Source organism: Afipia clevelandensis ATCC 49720 (assembly GCF_000336555.1).
In the GTDB taxonomy this organism is placed as follows: Bacteria; Pseudomonadota; Alphaproteobacteria; order Rhizobiales; family Xanthobacteraceae; genus Afipia; species Afipia clevelandensis.
Genome location: NZ_KB375281.1, coordinates 571,181 through 596,338, shown reverse-complemented (window position 1 = coordinate 596,338; position 25,158 = coordinate 571,181). Strand labels below are relative to the sequence as shown.

The following is a 25,158-nucleotide window of genomic DNA, read 5'->3' as shown; positions in this document are numbered from 1 at the left end:
GATTATGGCGGCCGCCTCAATGCGGGAGCGGTGTCCGCAGGTCCAGAGTCAGCGGAAATTCGAGGGTTCTTTCCTCGGGAGGAGCGGATATTGGGCCGGGTGTGTGGCCATGGTCCTGAAAACGGGCCAACCGCCTCGCTTCTGCTTCGTAGCTGTTGACAGGCTTGGTCTCGTAGCTGCGCCCCCCGGGATGGGCCACATGATAGACACAGCCGCCAAGCGAACGTCCGTTCCACATGTCAACAATATCGAAGGTCAGCGGAGCGTGAACCGGAATGGTCGGATGCAGACCCGATGACGGTTGCCACGCCTTGAACCGGACGCCAGCCACGGCCTCGCCAGAACGGCCAGTCTCCGTCAGCGGCAAACGGCGTCCGTTACAGGTGACGACATGGCGGCCCGGCACAAACCCGTTGACCTTGACCTGCAGGCGCTCGACGGACGAGTCCACATAGCGCACCGTGCCCCCGGCCGAGCTTTCCTCACCAAGCACATGCCAGGGCTCGAGTGCCTGACGTAATTCCAGCGTCACGCCGCCATGCTCGACGCGGCCGAACAGCGGAAAGCGAAATTCGAGCTGCGCCTCGAACCATTCGGGCTCGAAATCATAGCCCACCGCTTTCAGGCCGGAGAGCACATCCCGAAAATCCTGCCAGAGGAAATGCGGCAGCATGAACCGGTCATGCAGCGTGGTGCCCCAGCGTACGAACTGCCCATCCTGCGGCTCACGCCAGAATTTGGCGATCAGCGCGCGGATGATGAGCTGCTGTGCAAGGCTCATGCGCGCATCAGGCGGCATTTCGAGCGCGCGGAATTCAACGAGGCCAAGGCGGCCTGTCGGACTGTCCGGCGAATAGAGCTTGTCGATGCAGATTTCTGCGCGGTGCGTGTTGCCGGTGATATCTACCAAGAGATGACGGAACGTGCGATCAACCAGCCATAGCGGCACTTTCTCACCCCTCGGCGGAATTTGCGCGATGGCGATTTCAAGCTCGTAAAGCGCATCATGGCGCGCTTCGTCGATACGCGGCGCCTGGCTGGTCGGCCCTATGAACATACCGGAGAACAGGTACGATAGCGATGGATGCCGCTGCCAGTACAGCACCACACTTTTCAGCAGATCGGGCCGGCGCAGGAAGGGTGAATCCGCCGGCGTGCTGCCACCGACCACCACATGGTTGCCGCCGCCGGTTCCGGTGTGGCGGCCGTCGATCAGAAAGCGGTTCGCGCCAAGGCGGACATGCGCCGCTTCCTTGTAGAGGCCGATGGTCGTATCGACGATCTCTCGCCAGTTTTTCGCCGGATGAATGTTGATCTCGATCACGCCGGGATCGGGCGTCACCTTGATGACTTCGATGCGCGGATCGTAAGGCGGCGCGTAGCCTTCGACATGCACCTGAAGCTTCATGTCCTCCGCGGTTGCTTCGACCACGGCGATCAATTCGAGATAGTCGTCCAGCTTCTCAACTGGCGGCATGAAGGCGCACAGGATGCCGTCGCGAATTTCAATCGACAGCGCGGTGCGGACACCGCCGCCTCGGCCACCTGCGTGCTGCTCCTGAATAAACTGCCGTGGCCCGGCGTCCATCTGCGCGCCGCTGTCAAATACCGGCGCCTGCGACACCGGGGCGGCAGGCGTGACATCGTTGCGGAAATCCGGGAGCGGCGCACGCTCCTCGGTCGGGTCCTGTTCGACAATGTAGGGATAATCTTCAGGCGGAATCCACTGCAACGAATTCATCGGCAGCCGCAATCCGAGCGGCGAGTCGCCGGGCATCAGGAACAGATTTCCGCGCCGCAGATTCCACTTCTCGCTACGCCATCGGCTTGCCGCCTTCGCGTTCCAGCGTTGGACCGGAAGCACGAACCCGCGCGGGACGTTCAGCCCCTGCTGGAACACCTGTGCCATGCGTGAGCGCTCTTCCGGATCGGCCAGTTTTGAATCGCTGGGATCGACATTGCCCGGAAGGCTGTTCTCCTTGAGCAGCCAGTGCGCCTGATCCTCATAGGCAGGCAACACATTGGCGGTATCGACGCCGAGTTTTTCGGCTACATGGACCGCAAATTTTTCCGCCTCTTCGATCTTTGCCGAGCGCGGACCGTCCATCGGCGCGATCAGATCTGGATTGCGCCAGACCGGCACGCCATCCTTGCGCCAGTAAAGTCCGAACGCCCAGCGCGGCAGGCTCTCGCCCGGATACCACTTGCCCTGCCCGTAATGCAGCAAGCCGCCCGGCGCGAAGCGCGTCCGCAAACGGCGAATGAGATCATCGGCAATCCCGCGCTTGGCCGGGCCGACGGCTGCCGTATTCCATTCCGGCGATTCAAGATCGTCCATGGAGACGAAGGTCGGCTCGCCGCCCATGGTCAGGCGAACATCATCGGCCGCCAGATCGGCATCGACCCTTTCGCCCAGAGCATCGAGACGCTTCCACGACTCATCGGAGAACGGTTTGGTGATGCGCGGCGCTTCGTTGACGCGCGTCACCTTCATCTCGAAGCCGAATTCGACGTTGGCCGAACTGACATTGCCGCTGATCGGCGCAGCCGTGCGATAATGCGGGGACGCAGCGACCGGAATGTGACCCTCGCCGGTCAACATGCCCGATGTCACGTCAAAGCCGATCCAGCCCGCACCGGGCAGATAGACCTCGGCCCATGCATGCAGATCGGTGAAGTCGGCCTCGACCTCGCGCGGCCCTTCGAGCGGATCAATGTCCGGACGTAGCTGGATGAGATAGCCGGAGACAAAACGCGCCGCCAATCCAAGGTGACGCAGGGCCTGAATCAAAAGCCATGCAGAATCGCGGCACGACCCTGCGTTCAGTTGCAACGTTTCCTCGGGCGTCTGAATGCCCGGCTCCATCCGGATCACATAGTTGATCCGGTTGCGGAGCTGCGCGTTCAGTTCGACGAGAAAATTGACGGTGTTGGTTGGTTCGCGCGGGATGCTTGCGAGATATTGCGCAAGCAACGGCGTCACGGGCTCGGTTTTCAAGTATGGCGCGAGTTCATCGGCGATGTCCGGCGGATACTGAAACGGAAAGCTCTCCGCGTAAGGCTCGACAAAGAAGTCGAACGGATTCACCACCGCCATGTCGGCGATGAAGTCGACCTCGATCTTGAACTCGCGGGTTTGTTCCGGAAAGACGAACCGCGCAAGCCAGTTGCCCTGCGGATCCTGCTGCCAGTTGACGAAGTGTGTCTCGGGCAGAACCTTCAGCGAATAGCTCGACACGCGGGTGCGGGAGTGCGGCGCCGGGCGGAGCCGGATGACCTGCGGCCCAAGGCTGACTGGCTGGTCGTATTTATAATGAGTGACGTGATGCAGGGCGACGGCAATGGACACGGCGCGGCAACCTCGATGGCTTCTTTTTTAAGCAGAACACCTGCGCCAGCCTGTATCAAGTGCGAACAACGGGCATCGGCTGCCTAACGCATTGGCGAATCGAGGTTTCGTGCCGAAATTCCAAGCGATTTGATCCGGGATGCCAGCGTGGTCGGTTTAACCCCAAGCAGTTCCGCCGCCCCACCTATCCCGAAAACCTTGCCGCCAGCCGCCTTCAATGCCGCGCGGATGTTGCTGCGCTCATGCTCGCGCATCTCCTCATCGGTCAGGATTGCCTGGGGAGCGCCGTTCTTCGGACGCCGCGCCGGAACGGAGATCTCCGCCCCACCCGGTTGAATCGGCAAGTCAATCCGCAGCCGCCCGTTCTGAGCCAGAATCGCTGCGCGTTCGATCACGTTGTGAAGTTCGCGCACATTCCCCGGCCAGTCATATTGCATCAAACGGCGCACATCGCCTTCCGATAGCCGCAAGTTCGATTTGAACGACTTGTTTTCACTGGCGAGGAAATGCTGCGCGAGCAGCGGGATGTCCTCGCGCCTGTCCCGCAGCGGCATGGTCTCGACCGGAAACACATTGAGCCGGAAGTAAAGGTCTTCGCGGAAACGCCCCTCCTTCACCTCCTGTTTCAGTTCGCGGTTGGTGGCGGCGATGACGCGAACATTGACGGCGCGGGTGCGCTCCTCGCCGACACGCTCGAAATGCCCTTCCTGCAGCACGCGCAGAAGTTTGCCTTGAAGCTCAAGCGGTATTTCTCCGACTTCATCCAGAAAAAGAGTGCCGCCGTCGGCGAGTTCAAACCTGCCGATACGGTCGCGCAGCGCGCCGGTGAACGCGCCTTTGACATGGCCGAAGAATTCGCTCTCGAACAATTCACGCGGAATGGCCGCGCAATTGACCCGGATCAGCGGACGGTCGCGGCGCTGGCTCGCCTCATGGATGGCGCGCGCGATCAGTTCCTTGCCGGTGCCGGACTCACCGGTGATCAGCACGGTTGCATCTGTCGGCGCGACAAGACTGACCTGACGCAGGGTTTTCTGCACCGCTGCCGTGCGTCCGATGATGCCGCGCGGATTGGTCTCGGTGCGGATTTCCTCTTGCAAATAGGCGTTTTCCTGCTCGAGACGTTCGCGCAGTTGGTCCACTTCAGATAGCGCGGCGCGCAACTTCTCGTCCGCCTCGCGGCGCTGGCTGACATCGCGGAACACGATCACCGCCCCGACCACTACGCCGCGGTCGCGAATCGGCGTCGAGGTGTATTCGACCCACACGGGCGTGCCGTCCTTGCGCCAGAACACCTCGTCATCGACCTGATGCACCGCGCCGTCGCGAAACGCGGCATAGATCGGACAATCCGTGTGCGGATAGTGCCGCCCGTCCGGGTGGGTGTGATGCACTTTCGAATGAATGTCGGTGCCGACAAGCTCTTCGGCTGACCAGCCGAGAATGCGCTCCGCAACGGGATTGACGAAGGTGGTCTTGCCTTCGGCGTTGACGCCATAGATCCCCTCGCCCGCGGCGCGCAGGATCAACTGGTTCTCGCGCTCGATATCGCGGAAGACGCGCTCCATGCGCTGCCAGGCGGCGATGCCGCCGCGCATGTGGTCTTCCGCCGTCGCGTCGACCATCCGGCGCCGCCGCTGCTCGAGATCGTTCATCGCCAGCAGAACCAGCGGTGTACTATCTCGGGGAATCAGCGAGCCGGTATATTCCAGCCGCAGTTCATTTCCCGCCGCGTGGCGAGGCGTCAGCGATGTCGTCCAGAATGAGCCCTTGTCGAACACGGCCTGCGTGAACACGATCAGCGCCGGCACCTGCCCCGTGTGCAGCGCCGTGATCTTCATCTGTCGCAATAGTGCGCGGTCGTATCCAAGCAGCGTGCAGGCCGCCAGATTGACGTCCACGATGCGGTCGCCGTGAGGGTCCAGAAGCAGCAGGGGCTCGGCGGAGAAATCGAACGCGGTGCTCCACAAGTCGGCGTCTTTTCCTGCTGAGACGGATAATGGCGCGTCCATGAAGGCCTCTACGAAATACCGTAATGTAGCTACGAATAATCGTATATCACGAATTTTCGTAACAGCCAATGTTACCGCTGTTGAGCGGCAGCATTGATAAATCTCGCAAAATCGCGATGGCACGCCCCTTGCGTAGTGATTGGAAACATCACGCTGGAGGCTCCCATGTCCACCTTCGACAATGCATTCGACCCGAACCGCCGCCTCTCCTCCTTCGGCTGCTCCTGCGGCCAGCATGCGAGCGACGCCGAACACGACGCCTCACTTCGTCTCCAGACCGTCAGCTCGCAGAGCGATGAGCAACACTATGAGGGCGTTGTCGCTTCCGCCGTGATGCGCGCGATGTTTCCGCAGGATGTCGCGCGGCGCGCGTTCCTGAAATCCGTCGGTGCGGCGACCGCGCTCGCCGCCGTCTCACAATTCTTCCCGCTGAAAACGGCGACCGAAGCCTTCGCCGCCGGCGGTCCTCTCGAGAAAAAAGACCTCAAGGTCGGTTTCATTCCGATCACCTGCGCCACGCCGATCATCATGGCCAAGCCGATGGGCTTCTATGAAAAGCAGGGTCTCAACGTCGACGTGATCAAGACCGCGGGCTGGGCGGTCGTACGCGACAAGACCATCAACAAGGAATACGACGCGGCGCACATGCTGTCGCCGATGCCCATCGCCATCTCGATGGGCGCAGGATCGAACCCGATCCCCTACACCATGCCTGCCGTCGAAAATATCAACGGGCAGGCCATCACCCTTGCCATGAAGCACAAGGACAAGCGCAATCCGAAGGACTGGAAGGGATTCAAGTTCGCGGTCCCGTTCGATTACTCGATGCACAACTACCTGCTGCGCTACTATCTCGCCGAACACGGCCTCGATCCCGACACCGATGTTCAGATCCGCGCCGTTCCGCCGCCGGAAATGGTCGCCAACCTACGCGCCGACAATATCGACGGATATCTCGGCCCCGATCCGATGAACCAGCGCGCTGTTTATGACGGCGTCGGCTTCATTCACATCCTCACCAAGGACATCTGGGATGGACATCCCTGCTGCGCCTTCGCAGCATCGAAGGAATTCGTCACCACCATGCCGAACACGTATGCGGCATTGCTGAAATCGATCATCGATGCGACCGCGTTCGCGCACAAGGCCGAGAACCGCAAGCAGATTGCGGAAGCGATCTCGCCTGCGAACTATCTCAACCAACCCGCGATCGTACTGGAGCAAATTCTCACGGGCACCTTCGCCGACGGCCTTGGCAACATCGTCAAGCAGCCGAACCGCGTCGATTTCGATCCGTTCCCCTGGCAATCTTTCGCCGTCTGGATCATGACCCAGATGAAGCGCTGGGGACAGATCAAGGGTGAGGTCGACTATGCGGGCATCGCAAGCCAGGTCTATCTGGCAACCGACACGGCGAAACTCATGAAGGAAGTCGGCCTTACGCCGCCGACGGCGACCACCAAATCGTTCTCCGTGATGGGCAAGACCTTCGATCCGTCCAAGCCGGAGGACTACCTGAAGAGCTTCAAGATAAGCAAGGCGTCCTGACATGACGTCGTCTTTGAGGCTTCGCGCGGCGGTCCTGTCGATCGCGATCTTCGTCGCATTCATCGGCGCGTGGCATCTTGCCACGCGCAGCACCTCGAATGTAGCCGCGATGGACCCCGAATATGCCAAGCTGATGGGCGCGACCGCGACCCAGGGCAAATCCGCCATGCCCGGTCCGGTCGAGGTTGGCGCCAAGCTCTGGCAGCACATCAAGAGCCCGTTCTACGACAATGGCCCGAACGACAAAGGTCTCGGCATCCAGCTCGGCTATTCGATCGCGCGTGTTCTGCTGGGTTATTTTCTTGCCGTGATCGTCGCAATTCCCCTCGGGTTCCTCATCGGCATGTCGCCGTTGTTGAGCAAGGCGTTTGATCCGTTCATTCAGGTTTTGAAGCCGATTTCCCCGCTCGCCTGGATGCCGCTGGCGCTCTACACGATCAAGGATTCCAATACATCCGCCATCTTCGTGATCTTCATTTGCGCAATCTGGCCCATGCTGATCAACACCGCGTTCGGCGTGTCATCGGTGCGCAAGGAGTGGGTCAATGTTGCGCGGACGCTCGAAGTCGGGTCGATCCGCCGTGCATTTACCGTGATCCTGCCCGCGGCAGCGCCAACCATCCTGACCGGCATGCGCATCTCGATCGGGATCGCGTGGCTCGTCATCGTCGCTGCCGAAATGCTCGTCGGCGGAACGGGCATCGGTTACTTCGTCTGGAACGAGTGGAACAACCTCTCGATCACGAACGTGATCATCGCGATCCTCGTGATCGGTCTCGTCGGGATGCTGTTCGATCAGATCCTTGCGCGCTTCACGCGCCTGGTTACCTTCCCGGAGTGATGCCATGATCGAAAAATTCATTTCCATCGAAGGCATCGCGAAGCGATATCCGGCTCCATCGGGCGGCGATACGACCATCTTTGAAGATTTGTGGCTGTCGATGCCGCGCGGCGAGTTCGGCTGCGTCATCGGTCACTCCGGCTGCGGCAAGACGACCGTGCTGAACATTCTTGCCGGTCTCGATGAGCCGACGGAAGGCACGGTGATTGTCGACGGTCAGGCCATTGAAGGCACCAGCCTCGACCGCGCGGTGATCTTCCAGAGCCATGCGCTGCTGCCCTGGCGCACCGTGATGGGGAATGTCGCCTATGCGGTCTCGTCCAAATGGCGCAAATGGGACAAGGCGCGGGTCCGCGCCCATGCGCAAAAGTTCATCGACATCGTCGGTCTCACCGGCTCCGAACACAAACGCCCTTCGGAACTGTCCGGCGGCATGAAGCAGCGCGTCGGCATCGCGCGCGCGCTGTCAATCACGCCGAAGATCATGCTGATGGACGAGCCGTTCTCGGCGCTCGATGCGTTGACACGCGGCACGTTGCAGGACGAGGTCCGCCGCATTTGTCTCGAGACCGGTCAGACGGCCTTCATGATTACCCATGATGTGGATGAAGCCATCTATCTTGCCGACAAGATATTCCTGATGACAAACGGCCCCGGCGCGGTGCTGGCGGAAGTTCTTGAAAACCCGCTGCCGAAGGATCGCGGACGCATCGACCTGCATCGCCACCCGCATTACTACGCCCTGCGCAATCACATCATCGACTTCCTCGTGACGCGCAGCAAAACTTTCGTGGAAACCAACAAGGACCACGATCGACGCAACGTGCCTGTCGTCCGGCCCGGTTTTAACGAACCGGCGATCGTCACCACCAACACGCCCGCCGGCAAGCCGCAACCCGGCCAGACCAGCGCAGCCTAAGCCCTTCAAAACTGGAGACCTGAAATGAAGCGTTCCGACCTCACCGAAAAGCTGCTCGACATTAAGCGCGAGAAAGGCTGGACCTGGAAATACATCTGCGAGAAAATCGGCGGATATTCCGAGGTCCTGATCGTCGGCGCCGTTCTCGGCCAGATGAAGCTGACCAAACCTCAAGCCGCCAACGCCGGCGAACTCTTTGGCCTCACCAAATCTGAAATCGCCATGCTCAACGAAACGCCGATGCGCGGCATGGAAATGCCGCCGACCGATCCGTTGATCTACCGGTTCTACGAACTGGTGATGGTCAACGGTCCGGCGTGGAAGGCGCTGATCGAGGAAGAATATGGCGACGGCATCATGTCGGCCATCGACTTCGATATGGTGATGGAGCGCTTGCCGAACCCGAAAGGTGATCGGGTCAAGATCACGATGTCGGGCAAATTCCTGCCGTACAAGTATTACGGCGCGAGCGGCAACGTGCCCGAATACGGCTTCAAGGAAGGCTGATCCTCACGGCATCAGACGGATGGCGTCGTTGAAGAAATCCGGGCCGCCGAAATTCCCGGATTTCAACGCCAGCACGGCGTCGCCCTTGCTCCATCCAACGCAACGCAGGACCGGAACGCCAGCGGCGATTTCCGGTCCGACCAGAAACGCCGGGATGCCGAGACGATCAACCACGGCGCCCGATGTTTCCCCGCCCGCGACGACCAGACGGCGGAGACCGGCAGCGACGAGACCTTCGCTGATCGCCGCCATGGTCTGCTCGATGGCATGGCCAGTTGCATCCCGGCCATGCTTGGCCTGAAGCGCGGAGACCTGATCCGGCGTCGAACTGCTGGCGATCAGCACCGGTCCCTTGCCGAGATGATCGCGTGCCCAGCCGAGCGCACGCTCGGTTTCGCCCTCGCCTTTGACGATCTTTTCCGGATCGAGACGCAGCACAGGCATTGATTTTTCCGCTTGCGCGATCTGGGCGAGCGTCGCCTGCGAGCAGCTTCCCGCAAGGCAGGCGACCGGACCGCCAATGGCCTTCCGGTCTGAACTCGCCGTTGCCGCCGTCACCCGGCCCGAGGCAACCAGTCCTCGCGCCAGACCAAGCCCCATTCCCGATGCGCCGACAGACAGACGATGATCGAGTGCAACCTCGCCAATCGTTTCAAGCTCCGGATCAAACACCGAGTCGATAATGGCGGCGTTTGCCCCATGCTTGGCAAGCTCTGCAAGGCGCGCGCGGATCGCATCCGCCCCCTTCGCAACGGTTGCGAGATCGACCAGACCAACCCTGGATTGACTCTGGCGCGCCAGCACACGAACCAGATTGGCATCGTGCATCGGATTGAGCGGATGATCCTTCAGCGGACTTTCGTTCAGCGGCAGATTCCCGACGAACAGATTGCCCTGATAGACCGTCCGCCCGGTCCCGGGGAACGCTGGCGTCACCAGAACGATAGCATCGCCGGCGTCAGCCCGCAGCGCATCCATCACCGGACCAATGTTGCCGGCATCTGTTGAATCGAAAGTCGAACAGATCTTGAACAGCACATGGGATGCGCCCCGCGCCCGCAGCCACTTGTCCGCCTCCCGCGACCGCGCAACTGCCTGTGAAGCCTCGATGGAACGGCTCTTCAGCGATATCACGACCGCGTCAACATCCGGAATTTGGAGAGAGTCAGCGGGCACGCCGATTGTCTGCACCGTGCGCAGGCCGCAGCGCGTCAGCATGTTGGCGAGATCGGACGCCCCCGTGTAATCGTCCGCGATACAGCCCAGCGCCAGTGTCATGCGCGCGTACCTTTGGCTGCGTAAGGCGCGAACCAGCCGAGGCCATCGACCGTGTTGCCTTTCGGGCGATACTCGCAGCCGACAAAGCCGCCATAACCAAGCCGATCCAGTTCATCGAACAGAAAGGGATAATTCAGTTCCTCGCCTGATGGCTCGTTACGCAACGGCACACTGGCGATCTGGATATGTCCGATCAAGGGCATCATCTTCCGCAGCGCCATGGTGACGTCGCCATGAACGATCTGCCGGTGATAGATATCGAACTGCAGTTTCAGATTGGGAATTTTGAGATCGCCGATAACGCCCGCGGCAAAATCGAAATCGTTGAGAAAATAACCTGGCACATCGCGTGGATTGATCGGCTCCAGCATCACGTCGATGTTTTCCTTCGCCAGCGCTTCAGCCACCCACACGACAGAGCGGCAGAATGCATCGACAGCCTTTGGATCATGACGATCAGCGATCCCGGCCATCAAATGAAGGCGTTTGACACCCGTCGCTTTTGCATAAGGCAATGCCTGACTTACGCTTGCCTGCACATCGGCGAAACGCTCCGGCAGCGCCGCGAAGCCACGCTCGCCGTTGTTCCAGTCGCCGGGGAACAGATTGAACAGCGCCTGCGTCAACCCGTTGCCATGGAGTCGGCTCTCAATGTCCTCAGGCGAATGCTCGTATGGAAAGAGAAATTCCACCGCTTCGAATCCGGCCTTTGCCGCCGCCTCGAAACGATCGAGGAACGGCACTTCGTTGAACATCATGCTGAGATTGGCGGCAAAGCGAGGCATCCGGTATTTCCGTTTCTTGATTGTGATGAAGCTATTCGCCCGGCAGTTTCACACCCGTAACGCGCGCGTACATCCGCGCCACCGAGGCATCGTCGTCGCGGCCCATTCCGGCGGCGGATGTCATGAGGAACATCTGCAGCGCAGCCGCCGACACCGGCACGGGGAACTTCGCCGTGCGCGCCATATCCTGAATGATCCCGAGATCCTTGACAAAAATATCCACCGCGCTGCGCGGGGTGTAGTCGCCGTCCAGCACATGCGGCATGCGGTTCTCGAACATCCAAGAGTTGCCGGCGGAAGCAGTGATGACCTCGTAGACCTTTCTGATGTCGAGGCCTTGTCTGGCCGCAAAGGCCATCGCCTCGCTGGCAGCGGCGATGTGCACCCCAGCGAGCAACTGGTTGATCATCTTGAAGGCCGCGCCCTGCCCGGGCTCGTTCCCGAGTTCATAGAGTTTCGCCGACATGGCGTCGAGCGCAGGCTTCGCCTTGGCGAAAGCCACCGGACTGCCGGATGCCAGAATGGTCAGTTCGCCCTGGGCGGCCCGCTGGGCGCCGCCGCTGATCGGCGCGTCGAGATAATGCCGGCCCGTCGCTTCGAGCTGTTTCGCCAGGCGCCGGGCCACGTCGGGGTCCATCGTGGCGGAGGATATAAAGACCGCGCCTTCCGGCAACGTCTCCGCAACGCCCTGAGCGCCGAACAGGACGGTTTCGGTCTGGGCCGCATTCACCACCACGCTCACCACCGCATCGGCGCCGTTGGCAGCTTCCGCGGGCGAGGACGCAGCGCGGCCGCCTTCGGCGACAAGACGGGCGACCGCTTCCGGAGTGACGTCGCAGCCGATCACATCAAATCCGGCACGCCTCAATGACAGCGCCATGCCAAGGCCCATCGAGCCGAGACCGACCACCCCTACCCGCCATGGCTGTGATGACATGTTTCCTCATCTTGTTGTCTGCTCGTGCGTTCGCGCCGAGCGGTTGGAGGTTTGGTAGCATGGCTCATCCCGTGTCCAAAATGGCATTTGAGCAGCGTGGCAAACCATGGGAAAACAAGTCTGAAAGGCGGCTCCATGACTGAAACACGTTTGCGCGATCAAATCTGCCAGTTTGGCCGCTCCCTGTTTGAACGCGGCCTGACGCCGGGATCGTCGGGAAACATCAGTGTCCGTCTCGATGACGGCGGCTGGCTGGTCACGCCGACCAATGCCTCACTAGGGTTTCTCGATCCGGCCCGCCTGTCGCGGCTGAACGGATCTGGCCGGGTCATGTCGGGAGATGCGCCGACAAAAGAAATCCCGCTGCATGCGGCGCTCTATGAGACCAGGCCCGGCGCCCGCGCCGTCGTGCATCTTCATTGCGCCCACTGCGTTGCCGTCTCCATGCTGCCGGAGATCGACCCCAAGGCGGCGCTTCCGCCGCTGACGCCCTACTATGTGATGCGCTGTGGAGAGACCGCGCTTCTGCCCTATTATCGTCCCGGGGATGCCGCCGTGGCAGCCGCCATCCGCGGGCTTGGCGGGCGGTATTCCTGCGTGCTGCTGTCCAATCACGGTCCCGTCGTTGCCGGCGACACGCTGGAGGCCGCCGTCTTTGCGATGGAAGAGCTTGAGGAGACGGCAAAGCTCTATCTCATGACACGCAACATGAGTCCGCGCGCATTGACGCCCGAGCAAGTCAGCGATCTCGCAGCAAATTTCGGCAGTGCGAAACCGGTTGCTGCGCCATAGATATCTACTGCCCGCTAACGTACGCGGAACTCTTGCGGTAATCCGTCACAGCGAAGCACACCGCATCACACTGCCGTAACAATACACAATCGCGCGATGCTGTAGCGGGATGTTGCGCCGCCAGAACGAATTCTGGCGCGGACTGCCTTGCGCTACTGAAATGCTCGGTTAGGCTCCCGCCTCGTAAAACGCCAAGAATGAACCCCGCCGGGAGGATAAATCATGTTTTACGCTTTCAAAAAACGCACTCTTGTTTCCGTCGCGGCCGCTGCACTCGTTGGTATATCGGCAATATCTGCATCCGCGCAGAGTCAGAACAACAATCTGGACAAGCTCGGTAACTTCCAGAAGACAGGCGTCACCGAGATTCCGACCGTGCCGCAAACGGGGCGCAAGGTCGATGCGATCAAGGCTAATCTCGCCAAGATCAAGCTGCCGCCGGGTTTCAAGATCAGCCTGTATGCGCTGGTGCCCGATGCGCGCCACATCGCGGTCGGCCCGCAGGGCGTCGTGACATTCGTCGGCACGCGCAAGAGCAAGGTCTATGCGGTGACCGACCGCGGCAAGGCAGGCTTTGCGGAGGAAGTGAAGGAATTCGCCCCATCGGTCAATTTCACCATCCCGAATGGCGTCTGCTTCTCCAAGGACGGGTTCCTGTTCGTCGCCGAGCAGAACCGTGTCCTCAATTTCCCGGCTGCGGAATTTTTCTATGAAAGTCCGGACATTGCCGTGGCGGTTGTCGTTCCTCAGGGCGAACTGATCCCGAAGGAAGACGAGAGTTTCAACCACACCGCCCGCGTATGCCGGGTCGGCGCCGACAACAAGATTTACATCACGCTGGGACAGCCATTCAACGTCCCGGCGAAGAGCAAGATGGACGGCTTCAACAAGCACGGCATCGGCGGTATTATCCGGGTCGATCAGGATGGCAAGAACCGCGAAGTCTACGCGACCGGCGTTCGCAACTCGGTCGGCATGGATTTCAATCCGAAGAACAACCAGCTTTGGTTCACCGACAATCAGGTCGACGGCATGGGCGACAACATCCCGCCCGGCGAATTGAACCGCGCCACCCAGATCGGCCAGAACTTCGGATTCCCGTATTTCGGCGGCGGCAAGGTCCGGACCAACGAATACAAGGGCGATACGCCGCCCGCGAACGTGGTGTACCCGGAAGTCGAAATGGACGCCCATGCCGCCGATCTCGGGATGATCTTCTACAACGGCAAGTCGTTCCCGGCGAAATATCGCGGCGGCATCTTCTCGGCGCAGCATGGATCGTGGAATCGCACGGAGCCGGTCGGCGCGCGCATCATGTTCACCTCACTGAAGCCTGACGGCAGCGCGGACAAGACGGAAGTCTTCGCATCGGGCTGGCTGACGGCGGACGGCGAATATACCGGCCGCCCCGTCGACGTTGCGACGCTGCGCGATGGATCAATGCTGGTCTCCGACGATCTGGCCGGAGCGCTCTATCGCATCACCTACGACGGAAAATAAGTGCCAACATCGCCCTCGCCGCGGACAGGCCTGACCTGTTCGCGGCGAGCCGCGTTCGGGTGACAACAAGATGGACAACACATGATCGGCCGTCTGATTGCCTGCCTCTGCCTGTTGAGCCTGATGGCTCCATCCGGCACGGCTCACGCCACCGACGCCAAGGCCGGACGCAAGAAAGCGCAGATGTGCGCGGCATGTCACGGCGTTGACGGAATTTCTAAAATGCCGATGGCCCCCAACATCGCCGGTTCGCCGGCGATGTATCTGGAAAAGCAGATCAAGGCCTTCCGCTCCGGGGAGCGCAAGGACGAGACCATGAATGTCGTGGCCAAGCCTTTATCGGATGCGGACATCGCCGATCTCGCGGCCTGGTATTCCGGGCTGACGGTCGAAGTGACGCTTCCGAACTGATCCGGTTCTGACCGGAGCGAACACGTTTATTGGCGCCAGATATCGTCAATCGCTGCGATGACGACATCGCGCACGCCGGGGTCATACAGCGTGTGGCCCGCCGCCTCGGCCATTCTCAGCGCCGCGCCGGGCCAGACTTTCAGCAGCGCATGCGCGGTTGAAGGCGGACACAACAGGTCGTAACGGCCCTGCACGACAATCCCGCGAATGCCAGACAGTTTCCCGGCATTTTCCAAAAGTTGTCCGGGCGCTATGAAGCAATCATTCATGAAGTAGTGAGCTTCCATAAACGGCGTGGACGGCAAGCCGCGCGCATCGTTGTTCACCGCAGCGAGATCGAGCCGGGTCTTGGACGGCTTGTGCTCGGACAGGATTCGTTCGGTGTCGTGCCATGCGCGGGATGCGGGGCCATGAACCTTTGGATCGGGATCAAGAATGCGCCGCCAGTAAGCATCGAGGGGCTGGGAGCGCTCCTGCGATGGAAGCAGATTGAGAAAGTCCTCGTACAGATCTGGGTAGAATCCCGGCAAGTTTTGAAGAAAAGCTCGTTCGAGTTCGGCTCGCGTTCCGAGAAAGGTCGCCCGAAGCACAATGCCGCTCACACGCTGCGGATGAGCCTGCGCGTAAGCGAGCGCCAGCGTCGCGCCCCATGATCCGCCGACAACGAGCCATTTGTCGAAGCCGAGGCTTTCGCGAATGGCTTCCATATCCGCGATCAGATGCGGCAGCGTGTTGGCCTCTCGCAGGCCCTTCGGGCGGCTCCTACCTGCGCCGCGCTGATCGAACAGCACGGCATGAAATCGCGAGGGATCGAACAGCCGGCGATGATCCGGCTGACAGCCGCTGCCTGGCCCGCCGTGCAGATAGATGGCCGGAATGCCGTCCGCCCGCCCCACCGTCTCGACATAGATGTCATGGCCGTCGCCAACCGGCATATGCCGCGCCGAGAGCGGCGCGAAGCGGTCTCCCCGCTTGTCCGGTGCTGCGATGTCGCCGGCGTCAGGCGCCATGCACATCCGCCTCGCGGGTCCCGCCGGCAAAATTGCGGTAGATGAAACGGCGAGTGTCGCCAGCGGCCTCGCTCATGGCCGTCTTGAAGATCGCTTCGTGCATGGGAGATAGCGCGCAGGCGGGATCGGTGTTTCCCGCATTGCCGGTTAGAGCAAAGGCCTGACAACGGCACCCACCGTAATCGACCTCTCTGTACTCACAGCTTTGGCAGGGCTGCGGCATCCAGCCTGTGCCGCGATAACGGTTGAAGGCCTCTGAATTCTGCCAGATCCACGCGATGGAATGATCGCGTACCGACTCGAACGCGAGACCGGTAATCGTTTCCGCCGCATGACACGGTAAAATCTTGCCGGATGGCGAGATGTTGAAAAACTGCCTTCCCCAGCCGCCCATGCATTTCTTCGGGCGCAGCGCGTAGTAGTCCGGGACCACATAATCAATCGCGAGGATACCCTTCAGCCGCGTCTCGGCCTCCTCGACAATGCGGGAGGTTTCCTCGATCTGCTCAATGGTCGGCATCAGCGTGGCGCGGTTGTTCAGCGCCCAGCCATAATACTGCACGTTGGCGACTTCGAGCCGGTCGGCATCGAGATCGACGGCCATCTGGATGATGTCGGATAACTGAAACAGGTTTTGCCGATGCATCACGGCGTTCACGGTGAGCGGCAACCCAAGTTCGCGTGCCCAGCCCGCTGCTTCGATTTTCTTCGCATGCGCGTCTTTGAGCCCGGCGACACGGTCGGCAACGCCTTGCTCGCTGCCCTGAAAGCTGATCTGGATGTGACACAGCCCGGCATCAGCCAAAGCGGCGAGCTTGTCCCTGGTCAGCAATACGGCTGATGTAATGAGATTGCTATAGAGACCCACATCCGTTGCGTGCCGGACCAGTTCAGCCAAATCCTTGCGCGCTGTCGGCTCGCCGCCGGAGAAATGAATCTGGAGCACGCCGATTTGCGCGAGTTCGCTCAACACGCGCCTCCACTCATCCGTGGATAGCTCCGCGCCACTTCGCTCCAATTCCAGAGGATTCGAGCAATACGGACACTGCAGCGGACACCGATGCGTCAGTTCCGCGAGAACGGCCAGCGGAATGCCGAATGTCTCCGCCTGTGACTTGCGCGCCTCCAGCACCGCCAGCCCGTCGGCCGGATCGGTGTGAACAGGAGAGGCGTCAGTCAGTGTCGGGTTCATGGCTTGGTGTCCTGTGCCTCCGCAAGAAAACCCTTCTCCGCAAGGTCCTTCAGCATGGCGATGACATCGGCTCCAATGATGGCGCGGTCCGCCGTGTATTTAGCCGCCAGGACATCGACGATCTGATCGACATTCCGCACACCATCGCAAAGCTGCAGCACCTCAACCGCGATCTCATCCGGCGCGAGCACCCTTTCCGGAACGAGAATGACCCAGACCTGCCGTGCGTCATCGAACTTCAGTTTCGCATGCCGTGCAAGTATCGGTCTGCTCTGCTCAGTTATGTCGATCCTGCGGTTCCGCAATGCCATCAGCCCTTCTCCGGCACGAAGGCGCCCGGCGGAACATGCCCTTCGACATAGGCATGATACAGCGCATCGAGCTGAACCCAGAGCACGTTGGTCTTGAAGATCAGCGCATTGCAAACAGCGTCGCGCTCTTCCGGAGTCTTGGCGTGGGTCTTGACAAAATCGAGGGCGAAGTTGGCGTCGCGCGGAGCCTGTTCCAGCCGGCGCTTGAAATAGCTCATGATATTCGGGTTGATAAAGTCGTAATGCGCAAGCATTCCCGAAATGCGCTCCTCGTGCAGGTTCGGCGCGAACAATTCAGTCAACGACGAGGCGATGGCCTCAAGCGGGGTGCGGTCGCGGACGAAATGAACGTAGGCATCGACCGCAAAGCGCGTCGCCGGCAGAATGCCCTCGGCGGATTCCACATAGGCGCTGTCGAGACCTAGGCCTTCGGTCAGCTTCAGCCAGCGCTCGATCCCGCCTTCAGTCCCGATATTGCCATCGTGATCCTCGATCCGGTGCCGCCATTCGAGGCGGATGTTGCGGTCGCGAAAGCGCGAGATCACCACCGCATCCTTGATCGGGATCGAACTCTGGTAATAGTAGCGGTTCAGCGCCCAGGCCTGCACCTGTCCTTTGTTGAGCTTGCCGCCGTGCAGCAGTTTGTGAAACGGATGCAGATTGTGATAGCGGGTCGCGCCGATGTCCCGGAGCGCGGTTTCAAGCTCGGCCGCATTGCCGAGTGGCGTTCCTTTTTTCAGCGCAAAGACACTCGTGGCGATCAAAGCGTGATCTCCATTCCATCGAAAGGAATTTGCCAGCCCGCACGTTCGGCAGCCTGACGCTCCTCGGACTCCCGCAAAAGCACTGGATTCGAATTGTTGATATGCAGAAAAATCTTTCGGGTGATGCCAAGATCGGCGAGCGCGGCCATCGCACCGTCCGGGCCCGACATGGACATGTGGCCCATTCGCTGCCCTGTTTTCGCTCCCAAGCCTGCCGCGATCAATTCATCGTCGCGCCAAAGCGTCCCGTCAAAGAAAACCAGCGGCGCGCCCTGAAGGCGCTGCTTGATGTCTGGCGTGAGCCCGGCGCAGGCTGCGAGAAAATAGAGATATTCCCCGGTCCGCTTGTCAGCGATCCGCAGACCGAGCGTGTCTCCGCCATCGCCGCCGCCTCCAGGATCGGTCTCGTTTTCCAGATACCATGCCCGCTTTCCGGGAGCCGCGAATGGAAGCACTTCCAGGCCGGATGATGTTCCGTCCGCGTGTCGCGGTTCAAACGCCCGGCCACATTCAATCGCCTCGCGCCTGACCCGCTTTTCATCGAGCACATTGAAAATGCTGTTGGACTTGAGGATATCGAGGACGCGCTGGTGCGCGTAGATCGAAAATGACCAGCCTTCGCGCAGCGACAACAGCCCGGCGACGGCATCGACCTCGCCATTGGTCAGGATCACCCCGGCGATAGGACTATGTCGCAAATGGCCGGCCCCGGGATGAAGCTGCGGCGTCGCGATCACCTGCTGACGCACATCCGGCGATGCGTTGATCAGAAACCAATGCTCACCATCGGCGCTGACTGCGATCGACGCCTGTGTTGCCCGTAACTCCGGGCGCTCGTCGCGCGCGGCCTTGCAAATTGCGCAATTGCAGTTCCATTGGGGAACACCACCACCCGCCGCGGCCCCAAGTACGACGATGCGCATGAGACTTCGCTCTCACCAAGCCAACATGTGAAGGATCATCGCATTCCACAGGCACAAACAAACCGGTCTCGCTCAGGAACCCCCTTAACCCAAGGAATTCCAGAGGAAACCGGATCGCTTGAAGGAAAGCCTGATACTTGTAACCGCGCTACTTCCGTGCCGCGCAGGCGTACATGTTGATTTCCATGCCGACCGGAACTTCAACGATCCTTGGGGTCTTCCAGGCCATTATTGGTCTCCTTGCCCATTGCGGACGGGACTCTGTCGCCCTCGTCAACGACGAGGCTAACACGGAGTTTCCAAACCGCACCAAGGAATTTCAGAGCCTGGCGGCACAAGATTGTGACTCTCGCCACGGTGTGCGGCGCAGCAATGACCCGAGCAGCCGGTCACCTCTTCATAGCTCAGAGGGATAACTCGGCTGCTCGCCCTCGAAGCCCTAATAAGGCCGCAGGACCTTGCACCGGACTGAATGGGCTCAGGTCTGCTCGGCCTTGGCGAAGCGGTCGTCAAGCGCATAACCTGCGCCGCGCACAGTGCGGATCGGGTCGGATTCGCGCCCGAGATTGAGCAGCTTCCGCAGCCGGCCGATGTGAACGTCCACCGTACGCTCGTCGATATAGATGTCGCGGCCCCAAACGCCGTCGAGCAACTGCTCGCGGCTGAATACACGCCCCGGATGTTCCAGGAAGAACTCCAACAAACGGTATTCGGTTGGGCCGAGATCGATCGGACGGCCAGACCGCGCGACACGGCGGCGATCGCGGTCCAGTTCGATATCACCGAACGCCAGAACCGTGGCGAGGCGCTCCGGGCTTGCCCGGCGCAGCAAGCCCTTGACCCGGGCCAGCAGCTCAGGAACCGAGAACGGCTTGACGATGTAGTCGTCCGCGCCGGTCGCAAGTCCCCGGACCCGTTCGCTTTCCTCGCCGCGCGCGGTCAGCATGATGATCGGGATCTGCTTGGTTTCGGGACGGGCACGCAGCCGGCGGCACAGTTCGATACCGGACAGGCCGGGAAGCATCCAATCGAGAACGATAAGATCAGGAATGTGTTCCTTGAGCCGGGTATCCGCGTCGTCGCCGCGCGCGACGGTCTCGACCTCATAGCCCTCGGCATCGAGATTGTAGCGAAGAAGCGTAGTCAACGCTTCTTCATCTTCGACAACAAGAATTCGGGCGCTCATGCGCGATCCTTCAGTTGATTCTAGTTTAGCTTCCCGACGCGGCGGTGGCAAAAGTCGTCATGTCGCCTTTCGGGCGCTGGTCGATCATCTGCTGGCCCTCGATCATGTAGAACACCGTCTCGGCGATGTTGGTCGCATGGTCGCCGATCCGCTCGATGTTCTTGGCGCAGAACATCAGATGGATACAGAAGCCGATATTGCGCGGGTCTTCCATCATATAGGTCAGAAGCTCACGGAACAGCGATGTGCAGATCGCATCGACCTCCTCGTCGCCCTTCCAGACCGTCATGGCGGCGGGCAGATCGTGCGCCGCGTAGGCGTCGAGCACCGACTTGACCTGCGACTGGACGAGGTCGGTCATGTGCTCCAGGCCGCGGATCAGCTTCAGCGGATGGAAATCGCTGTCCAGCGCCGCGACGCGCTTTCCGATGTTCTTGGACAGGTCGCCGATCCGCTCGAGATCGGTCGCAACACGCATCGAACTTACGATCTCTCGCAGGTCGACAGCCATCGGCTGGCGGCGCGCAATGGTGAGAACGGCACGCTCCTCGATCAGGTGCTGCAACTTGTCGATTTCGAGATCGGCGGCAACGACGCGTTTTCCGAGTGCGACGTCCCGGCGGATCAGCGCATCGACGGAATCGACGATCTGCCGTTCGGCAAGGCCGCCCATTTCAGCGACAAGCCGGTTGAGCTCCTGGAGGTCGTCATCGAACGCCTTGGCGGTATGTTCTGAACCCATGATCATTCTCTCCCGCGATATGCGCGTCAGCCGAAGCGGCCGGTGATGTAATCTTGCGTGCGCCGATCGGTTGGCGACGTGAAGATCTTGTTGGTTTCGTCGAACTCAATCAGTTCGCCGAGATACATGAACGCCGTCTTGTCCGACACACGCGCCGCCTGCTGCATATTATGCGTCACGATGGCGATCGTGTAGTCTTCCTTCAGTTCCTGGATCAGTTCCTCGACCTTGGCGGTGGAGATCGGATCGAGCGCCGAGCAAGGCTCGTCGAACAGGATGACTTCCGGGCGAACCGCGACGGTGCGCGCGATGCACAGGCGCTGCTGCTGACCGCCCGACAAGCTGAGGCCGCTGGCGTTGAGCTTGTCCTTGACCTCGTTCCAGAGTGCCCCGCCCTTCAGCGCGGCTTCGACGCGGCCGTCCATCTCCGACTTCGAGATTTTCTCATAGAGCCGGATGCCGAAAGCGATGTTTTCATAAATGGTCATCGGGAACGGCGTCGGCTTCTGGAACACCATGCCGATCCGGGCGCGCAGCAGGTTGAGGTCGAGCTTCGGATCGAGAATGTTGGTGTTGTCCAGCATGAGCTGGCCCACCGCGCGCTGACCGGGATAAAGGTCGTACATGCGGTTGAAGATGCGCAGCAACGTGGACTTGCCGCAGCCTGACGGGCCGATGAACGCCGTGACGCGGTTTTCGCCGAGCGTCAGATTGATGTTCTTCAGCGCGTGATGCTCGCCGTAATAGAAGTTCAGGTCCCGGGCAGTCACCTTGGCCCGGGCCTCGGCCTGACCGATTGCACCCGGTACGTGTCCACGGGGAAGATCGACGCTAACAGAAAGCTGCTCGCTCATTTCGTTTTCCTCTCGGCGCCGAGAACGCGCGCGCCAATGTTAAGGGCAAGTACGGTAAAGGTGATCAGCAGAGCACCGGTCCATGCGAGCTGCTTCCAGTACTCGTAGGGGCTCTGGACGAAGTTGTTGATGGTCACCGGCAGGTTCGCCATCGTCTTGGTGAGATCGAGGCTGAAGAACTGGTTGCTGAGAGCGGTGAACAGAAGCGGCGCGGTTTCACCCGCAACGCGCGCCGTCGCCAGCAGCACGCCGGTGATCAGACCCGAACGTGCCGCGCGATAGGCGATGCGCTTGATCACCAGCGACCGCGGCAGACCGAGCGCCGACGCCGCTTCCCGCAACGGATTGGGAACCAGACCGAGCATGTCTTCCGTCGTGCGAACCACGACGGGGATCACGATCACGGCCAGCGCCAGCGTGCCGGCGAACGCCGAGAAGCCGCCCATTGGCACCACGATCGCGCCATAGACGAACAGACCGATAATGATCGAGGGCGCACTGAGCAGAATATCGTTGATGAAGCGGATCACCGATGTGAGCCGGTCATGCTTGCCGTACTCCGCCAGATAGGTGCCTGCGAACAGGCCGATGGGCGCACCGATGCCGACGCCGAGCACGGTCATGATGATCGAGCCGACGATGGCGTTCAGAAGCCCGCCCTCCGTCGATCCCGGCGGCGGCGTGTTTTCGGTAAAGATGCTCAGATGCAGGCCGGCGAGACCGTTATAGAGCAGCGTGAACAGGATCAGCGCGAGCCAGGTCACACCGAACAGAGCCGCACCCAGACAGAGGAAGCGGATCACGATGTCCCAGCGGCGGCGGGAGGCATAAATCGGATTCATGTTACTTCCCCGCCTTGCTTTCGAGGCGCATCAACATCAAACGGGCCGCTGCCAGCACGAAGAACGTCAGCACGAACAGCAGCAGGCCAAGCAGAATGAGGCCAGACTGGTGAAGACCGTCGCTTTCCGCGAATTCGCTGGCGATCGCCGCCGAAATGGTCGTGCCAGGCGCAAAGATCGATGACGATATCCGGAACGAGTTGCCGATGATGAAGGTGACGGCCATGGTTTCGCCAAGCGCGCGACCCAGCGCCAGCATGATGCCGCCGATCACACCCACCCGCGTGTACGGGATGACAACGTTACGGACCACTTCCCATGTCGTGCAGCCGACGCCATAGGCCGCTTCCTTCAAAACCGGCGGCACCGTCTTGAACACGTCCACGGAAATCGAGGTGATGAACGGCAGCACCATAATCGCTAGGATGAGCGCGGCATTGAACAGGCTGAGATAGGACGGTGGCCCTGCGAATATCGAACCCAGAACGGGAACGCCGTCAAAAATGCGGATCATGAAGGGCTGGAACGTGTTCGCCAGGAACGGTCCCAGCACGAAGAAGCCCCACATGCCGTAAATGATGGATGGCACGCCGGCGAGTAGTTCAACCGCCATGCCGATCGGGCGGCGCAGCCACTGCGGGCAAAGTTCGGTCAGGAAGATGGCAATGCCGATACCGACCGGAATGGCGATCATCATCGCGATGACCGACGTGACCAGTGTACCGTAGATCGGACCCAGCGCGCCGAGCACAGGAGGGTCCGCGGACGGCGCCCAGCGCTGCGTCCACAGAAATGCAAATCCATACTCCTTCATCGCAGGCCACGCGCCTGCAATCAGGGAGAGAATGATGCCGCCGAGAATAAGGAGAACCGCAATGGCGCATGCGCGGGTCGTCCAATAGAATGCCTTGTCACCGAACTTGAAAGCACTCAGAGCTTTCGCGCGATCGTACGGTCCGGCTGCTGCGTCCATCGAGGTGCTCTGAACGGCCATTTCTGCCACGCTCGTCCCCTGTCCCATTCACTCTGGTAGATCTGTCGATCACATACATCCAGGCGGGGATGAACCACCGCCAGAAGAAAAACGGAGGAGAGGTTTGGCCTCTCCTCCGATTATTCACTTAGCTCTTGATGTCAGCCGTCCAGGTCTTTTCGATCAGCTTGACCACCGGCTCCGGCATCGGGATGTAATCGAGTTCCTCAGCCATCTTGTCGCCCTTCTCGAACGACCACTTGAAGAACTTGATGGCTTCAGCCGACGCAGCCTTGTCGACCGGGGTCTTGTGCATCAGGATGAAGGTCGCAGCGGTGATCGGCCACGATGCATCACCCGGCTGGTCGGTCAGGATCACGTAGTAACCCGGAGCCTTGGCCCAGTCAGCGTTGGACGCCGCAGCCTGGAACGCAGCAATGGTCGGCTGAACGGTCTTGCCGGCCTTGTTGATCATCGCGGCATAGGTCAGCTTGTTCTGCTTGGCATAGGCGTACTCGACATAACCGATCGAGTTCTTGGTCTGACCGACGTTGCCGGCAACGCCTTCGTTACCCTTGGCGCCGACGCCGGTGGGCCATTCAACCGCGGTGCCCTGTCCGACCTTCGCCTTCCACTCGGCGTTCGCCTTGGAGAGGTAGTCGGTGAAGTTGAAGGTGGTTCCCGAACCGTCCGAGCGGCGCACCACGGTGATAGCGTCACCCGGCAGCGTCAGCTTCGGGTTCAGCTTGACGATGGCAGCATCGTTCCACTTGGTGACCTTGCCGAGATAGATGTCGCCGAGCAGTTCGCCCGAGAGCACCAGTTCGCCCGGCTTGATGCCGGGGAGGTTCACGACCGGGACGATCGCGCCCATGACCATCGGCCACTGGAGCAGGCCGTCCTTCTCGAGCTGTTCAGCCTTGAGCGGCGCGTCGGTGGCGCCGAAGGTCACGGTCTTGGCCTGGATCTGCTTGATGCCGGCGCCCGAACCGATCGACTGATAGTTCAGACCGTTGCCGGTCTCCTTCTTGTAGGCGTCAGCCCACTTTGAATAGACGGGGAACGGGAACGTCGCACCCGCGCCCGTGATGTCAGCGGCAAATGCCGAAGTCGATGCGGCGACAAGGCCGGCAACGACCACTGTTTTGATGAAATTCACTGGGTCTCTCCATCGTGTGAGCGGGTGCACAATCGTCAGGGATTGGCTCCCGAGGCCGCCTCTTTAGAGGTCCGGCATAGAGCTTTTATGGAGGTTGGATGACAGTCGTGTGACACCTCTCGGCGGCACGGAATACCGTCGAAGAAACACGGATATCGCATTGAAAATTATAAGGAAATTCAAAATACGCGAGACTGGCTGAATAATCAGCGGAAATGAATTTTTAACGACTGTGAAGCCCGTTTACGACAGTCACGGGCAATCGACGCCGGCCGACTCAAGGCCCGTCAAAACCTGTAAATCTGGAAACCCATGCACCTCGA

24 protein-coding genes are annotated in these 25,158 nt (G+C 60.6%); 7 read left to right on the top strand and 17 right to left on the bottom strand.

Annotated features, from left to right (window positions below; genetic code table 11):
- Nucleotides 1-16: 16 nt before the first annotated feature.
- Entirely contained in the window at nucleotides 17-3,349 is a 3,333-nt protein-coding gene (locus tag HMPREF9696_RS02635; protein ID WP_002711396.1) for a transglutaminase family protein, read from the bottom strand.
- Nucleotides 3,350-3,432: 83 nt separating this feature from the next.
- Entirely contained in the window at nucleotides 3,433-5,361 is a 1,929-nt protein-coding gene (locus HMPREF9696_RS02630; protein WP_002711395.1) for a sigma 54-interacting transcriptional regulator, read from the bottom strand.
- Between the two features lie 165 nt (nucleotides 5,362-5,526).
- Here HMPREF9696_RS02630 and HMPREF9696_RS02625 point away from each other — a divergent pair, with 165 nt between their 5' ends.
- From HMPREF9696_RS02625 to cynS, 4 genes are read left to right on the top strand one after another with little or no spacing between them, the layout of a single operon-like run.
- Nucleotides 5,527-6,909 (top strand): CmpA/NrtA family ABC transporter substrate-binding protein, encoded by a 1,383-nt coding sequence (locus HMPREF9696_RS02625; protein WP_002711394.1) that lies wholly within the window; start codon nucleotides 5,527-5,529, stop codon nucleotides 6,907-6,909.
- Nucleotide 6,910: 1 nt separating this feature from the next.
- Nucleotides 6,911-7,750, top strand: a complete 840-nt coding sequence (gene ntrB / locus HMPREF9696_RS02620) for a nitrate ABC transporter permease (protein ID WP_002711393.1) — start codon at nucleotides 6,911-6,913, stop codon at nucleotides 7,748-7,750.
- 4 nt (nucleotides 7,751-7,754) lie between these two features.
- The gene (locus tag HMPREF9696_RS02615; RefSeq protein ID WP_002711392.1) at nucleotides 7,755-8,669 is read left to right on the top strand and encodes an ABC transporter ATP-binding protein; all 915 of its coding nucleotides are present in this window, start codon (nucleotides 7,755-7,757) and stop codon (nucleotides 8,667-8,669) included.
- 24 nt (nucleotides 8,670-8,693) lie between these two features.
- The gene (gene cynS / locus HMPREF9696_RS02610; RefSeq protein WP_002711391.1) at nucleotides 8,694-9,176 is read left to right on the top strand and encodes a cyanase; all 483 of its coding nucleotides are present in this window, start codon (nucleotides 8,694-8,696) and stop codon (nucleotides 9,174-9,176) included.
- 3 nt (nucleotides 9,177-9,179) lie between these two features.
- On the opposite strand, the gene otnK is transcribed toward cynS, so the two are convergent.
- The 3 genes from otnK to ltnD are packed head-to-tail and all read right to left on the bottom strand — an operon-like array spanning nucleotide 9,180 to nucleotide 12,176.
- The gene (gene otnK / locus HMPREF9696_RS02605; protein WP_002711390.1) at nucleotides 9,180-10,454 is read right to left on the bottom strand and encodes a 3-oxo-tetronate kinase; all 1,275 of its coding nucleotides are present in this window, start codon (nucleotides 10,452-10,454) and stop codon (nucleotides 9,180-9,182) included.
- Nucleotides 10,451-11,239 (bottom strand): 2-oxo-tetronate isomerase, encoded by a 789-nt coding sequence (gene otnI / locus HMPREF9696_RS02600; protein WP_002711389.1) that lies wholly within the window; start codon nucleotides 11,237-11,239, stop codon nucleotides 10,451-10,453. The genes otnK and otnI overlap by 4 nt, the downstream gene beginning before the upstream one ends.
- Nucleotides 11,240-11,270: 31 nt before the next feature.
- A complete protein-coding gene (gene ltnD, locus HMPREF9696_RS02595) occupies nucleotides 11,271-12,176 on the bottom strand; it encodes an L-threonate dehydrogenase (RefSeq protein WP_002711388.1) in 906 nt (301 codons plus the stop codon).
- Between the two features lie 135 nt (nucleotides 12,177-12,311).
- Between ltnD and otnC the strand changes: the two genes are divergently transcribed.
- From otnC to HMPREF9696_RS02580, 3 genes are all read left to right on the top strand, one after another.
- Nucleotides 12,312-12,968 (top strand): 3-oxo-tetronate 4-phosphate decarboxylase, encoded by a 657-nt coding sequence (gene otnC / locus HMPREF9696_RS02590; RefSeq protein ID WP_002711387.1) that lies wholly within the window; start codon nucleotides 12,312-12,314, stop codon nucleotides 12,966-12,968.
- Between the two features lie 222 nt (nucleotides 12,969-13,190).
- A complete protein-coding gene (locus tag HMPREF9696_RS02585) occupies nucleotides 13,191-14,468 on the top strand; it encodes a PQQ-dependent sugar dehydrogenase (RefSeq protein WP_002711386.1) in 1,278 nt (425 codons plus the stop codon).
- Nucleotides 14,469-14,549: 81 nt separating this feature from the next.
- Complete coding sequence (locus tag HMPREF9696_RS02580; protein ID WP_002711385.1) at nucleotides 14,550-14,879, top strand: c-type cytochrome; 330 nt, start codon at nucleotides 14,550-14,552, stop codon at nucleotides 14,877-14,879.
- A gap of 26 nt (nucleotides 14,880-14,905) precedes the next feature.
- Here the strand turns inward: HMPREF9696_RS02580 and pip are convergent, their stop codons facing one another.
- From pip to pstS, 12 genes are all read right to left on the bottom strand, one after another.
- Nucleotides 14,906-15,889, bottom strand: a complete 984-nt coding sequence (pip, locus tag HMPREF9696_RS02575) for a prolyl aminopeptidase (protein WP_002711384.1) — start codon at nucleotides 15,887-15,889, stop codon at nucleotides 14,906-14,908.
- A complete protein-coding gene (gene pqqE, locus HMPREF9696_RS02570; protein WP_002711383.1) occupies nucleotides 15,879-17,081 on the bottom strand; it encodes a pyrroloquinoline quinone biosynthesis protein PqqE in 1,203 nt (400 codons plus the stop codon). The genes pip and pqqE overlap by 11 nt, the downstream gene beginning before the upstream one ends.
- Nucleotides 17,078-17,386, bottom strand: coding sequence for a pyrroloquinoline quinone biosynthesis peptide chaperone PqqD (gene pqqD / locus HMPREF9696_RS02565; RefSeq protein WP_174309469.1), 309 nt, complete (start codon nucleotides 17,384-17,386; stop codon nucleotides 17,078-17,080). The genes pqqE and pqqD overlap by 4 nt, the downstream gene beginning before the upstream one ends.
- Nucleotides 17,387-17,391: 5 nt before the next feature.
- Nucleotides 17,392-18,156: a pyrroloquinoline-quinone synthase PqqC gene (gene pqqC, locus HMPREF9696_RS02560; protein ID WP_002711381.1), complete on the bottom strand. Its 765-nt coding sequence runs from the start codon at nucleotides 18,154-18,156 to the stop codon at nucleotides 17,392-17,394.
- Nucleotides 18,153-19,079, bottom strand: a complete 927-nt coding sequence (pqqB, locus tag HMPREF9696_RS02555; protein ID WP_002711380.1) for a pyrroloquinoline quinone biosynthesis protein PqqB — start codon at nucleotides 19,077-19,079, stop codon at nucleotides 18,153-18,155. Before pqqB ends, pqqC begins: the two co-directional genes overlap by 4 nt.
- A gap of 148 nt (nucleotides 19,080-19,227) precedes the next feature.
- A complete protein-coding gene (pqqA, locus tag HMPREF9696_RS21140; RefSeq protein WP_040426128.1) occupies nucleotides 19,228-19,308 on the bottom strand; it encodes a pyrroloquinoline quinone precursor peptide PqqA in 81 nt (26 codons plus the stop codon).
- Nucleotides 19,309-19,557: 249 nt separating this feature from the next.
- Entirely contained in the window at nucleotides 19,558-20,265 is a 708-nt protein-coding gene (gene phoB / locus HMPREF9696_RS02550; RefSeq protein ID WP_002711379.1) for a phosphate regulon transcriptional regulator PhoB, read from the bottom strand.
- 25 nt (nucleotides 20,266-20,290) lie between these two features.
- Nucleotides 20,291-21,007 (bottom strand): phosphate signaling complex protein PhoU, encoded by a 717-nt coding sequence (gene phoU / locus HMPREF9696_RS02545; RefSeq protein WP_002711378.1) that lies wholly within the window; start codon nucleotides 21,005-21,007, stop codon nucleotides 20,291-20,293.
- A gap of 26 nt (nucleotides 21,008-21,033) precedes the next feature.
- Nucleotides 21,034-21,861 carry a phosphate ABC transporter ATP-binding protein PstB gene (pstB, locus tag HMPREF9696_RS02540; protein ID WP_002711377.1) on the bottom strand — a complete coding sequence of 276 codons (828 nt, stop codon included), beginning with the start codon at nucleotides 21,859-21,861 and terminating at the stop codon, nucleotides 21,034-21,036.
- The gene (gene pstA / locus HMPREF9696_RS02535) at nucleotides 21,858-22,703 is read right to left on the bottom strand and encodes a phosphate ABC transporter permease PstA (protein WP_002711376.1); all 846 of its coding nucleotides are present in this window, start codon (nucleotides 22,701-22,703) and stop codon (nucleotides 21,858-21,860) included. The genes pstB and pstA overlap by 4 nt, the downstream gene beginning before the upstream one ends.
- A gap of 1 nt (nucleotide 22,704) precedes the next feature.
- Nucleotides 22,705-23,697, bottom strand: coding sequence for a phosphate ABC transporter permease subunit PstC (gene pstC / locus HMPREF9696_RS02530; RefSeq protein WP_002711375.1), 993 nt, complete (start codon nucleotides 23,695-23,697; stop codon nucleotides 22,705-22,707).
- Between the two features lie 127 nt (nucleotides 23,698-23,824).
- The gene (gene pstS / locus HMPREF9696_RS02525) at nucleotides 23,825-24,835 is read right to left on the bottom strand and encodes a phosphate ABC transporter substrate-binding protein PstS (protein ID WP_002711374.1); all 1,011 of its coding nucleotides are present in this window, start codon (nucleotides 24,833-24,835) and stop codon (nucleotides 23,825-23,827) included.
- Nucleotides 24,836-25,158: the final 323 nt, after the last annotated feature.

Bases quoted from the DNA above. Each gene is read 5' to 3' on its own strand.
- HMPREF9696_RS02625 (WP_002711394.1), top strand. From the start codon at position 5,527: ATGTCCACCTTCGACAATGCATTCGACCCGAACCGCCGCCTCTCCTCC.
- HMPREF9696_RS02630 (WP_002711395.1), bottom strand. From the start codon at position 5,361: ATGGACGCGCCATTATCCGTCTCAGCAGGAAAAGACGCCGACTTGTGG.
- phoU (WP_002711378.1), bottom strand. From the start codon at position 21,007: ATGGGTTCAGAACATACCGCCAAGGCGTTCGATGACGACCTCCAGGAG.
- HMPREF9696_RS02615 (WP_002711392.1), top strand. From the start codon at position 7,755: ATGATCGAAAAATTCATTTCCATCGAAGGCATCGCGAAGCGATATCCG.
- ntrB (WP_002711393.1), top strand. From the start codon at position 6,911: ATGACGTCGTCTTTGAGGCTTCGCGCGGCGGTCCTGTCGATCGCGATC.
- cynS (WP_002711391.1), top strand. From the start codon at position 8,694: ATGAAGCGTTCCGACCTCACCGAAAAGCTGCTCGACATTAAGCGCGAG.
- phoB (WP_002711379.1), bottom strand. From the start codon at position 20,265: ATGAGCGCCCGAATTCTTGTTGTCGAAGATGAAGAAGCGTTGACTACG.
- pstC (WP_002711375.1), bottom strand. From the start codon at position 23,697: ATGGCCGTTCAGAGCACCTCGATGGACGCAGCAGCCGGACCGTACGAT.
- otnC (WP_002711387.1), top strand. From the start codon at position 12,312: ATGACTGAAACACGTTTGCGCGATCAAATCTGCCAGTTTGGCCGCTCC.
- pstA (WP_002711376.1), bottom strand. From the start codon at position 22,703: ATGAATCCGATTTATGCCTCCCGCCGCCGCTGGGACATCGTGATCCGC.
- otnI (WP_002711389.1), bottom strand. From the start codon at position 11,239: ATGCCTCGCTTTGCCGCCAATCTCAGCATGATGTTCAACGAAGTGCCG.
- pqqA (WP_040426128.1), bottom strand. From the start codon at position 19,308: ATGGCCTGGAAGACCCCAAGGATCGTTGAAGTTCCGGTCGGCATGGAA.
- pstB (WP_002711377.1), bottom strand. From the start codon at position 21,861: ATGAGCGAGCAGCTTTCTGTTAGCGTCGATCTTCCCCGTGGACACGTA.
- HMPREF9696_RS02580 (WP_002711385.1), top strand. From the start codon at position 14,550: ATGATCGGCCGTCTGATTGCCTGCCTCTGCCTGTTGAGCCTGATGGCT.
- pqqE (WP_002711383.1), bottom strand. From the start codon at position 17,081: ATGAACCCGACACTGACTGACGCCTCTCCTGTTCACACCGATCCGGCC.
- HMPREF9696_RS02585 (WP_002711386.1), top strand. From the start codon at position 13,191: ATGTTTTACGCTTTCAAAAAACGCACTCTTGTTTCCGTCGCGGCCGCT.
- pqqB (WP_002711380.1), bottom strand. From the start codon at position 19,079: ATGCGCATCGTCGTACTTGGGGCCGCGGCGGGTGGTGGTGTTCCCCAA.
- pip (WP_002711384.1), bottom strand. From the start codon at position 15,889: ATGGCGCCTGACGCCGGCGACATCGCAGCACCGGACAAGCGGGGAGAC.
- ltnD (WP_002711388.1), bottom strand. From the start codon at position 12,176: ATGTCATCACAGCCATGGCGGGTAGGGGTGGTCGGTCTCGGCTCGATG.
- otnK (WP_002711390.1), bottom strand. From the start codon at position 10,454: ATGACACTGGCGCTGGGCTGTATCGCGGACGATTACACGGGGGCGTCC.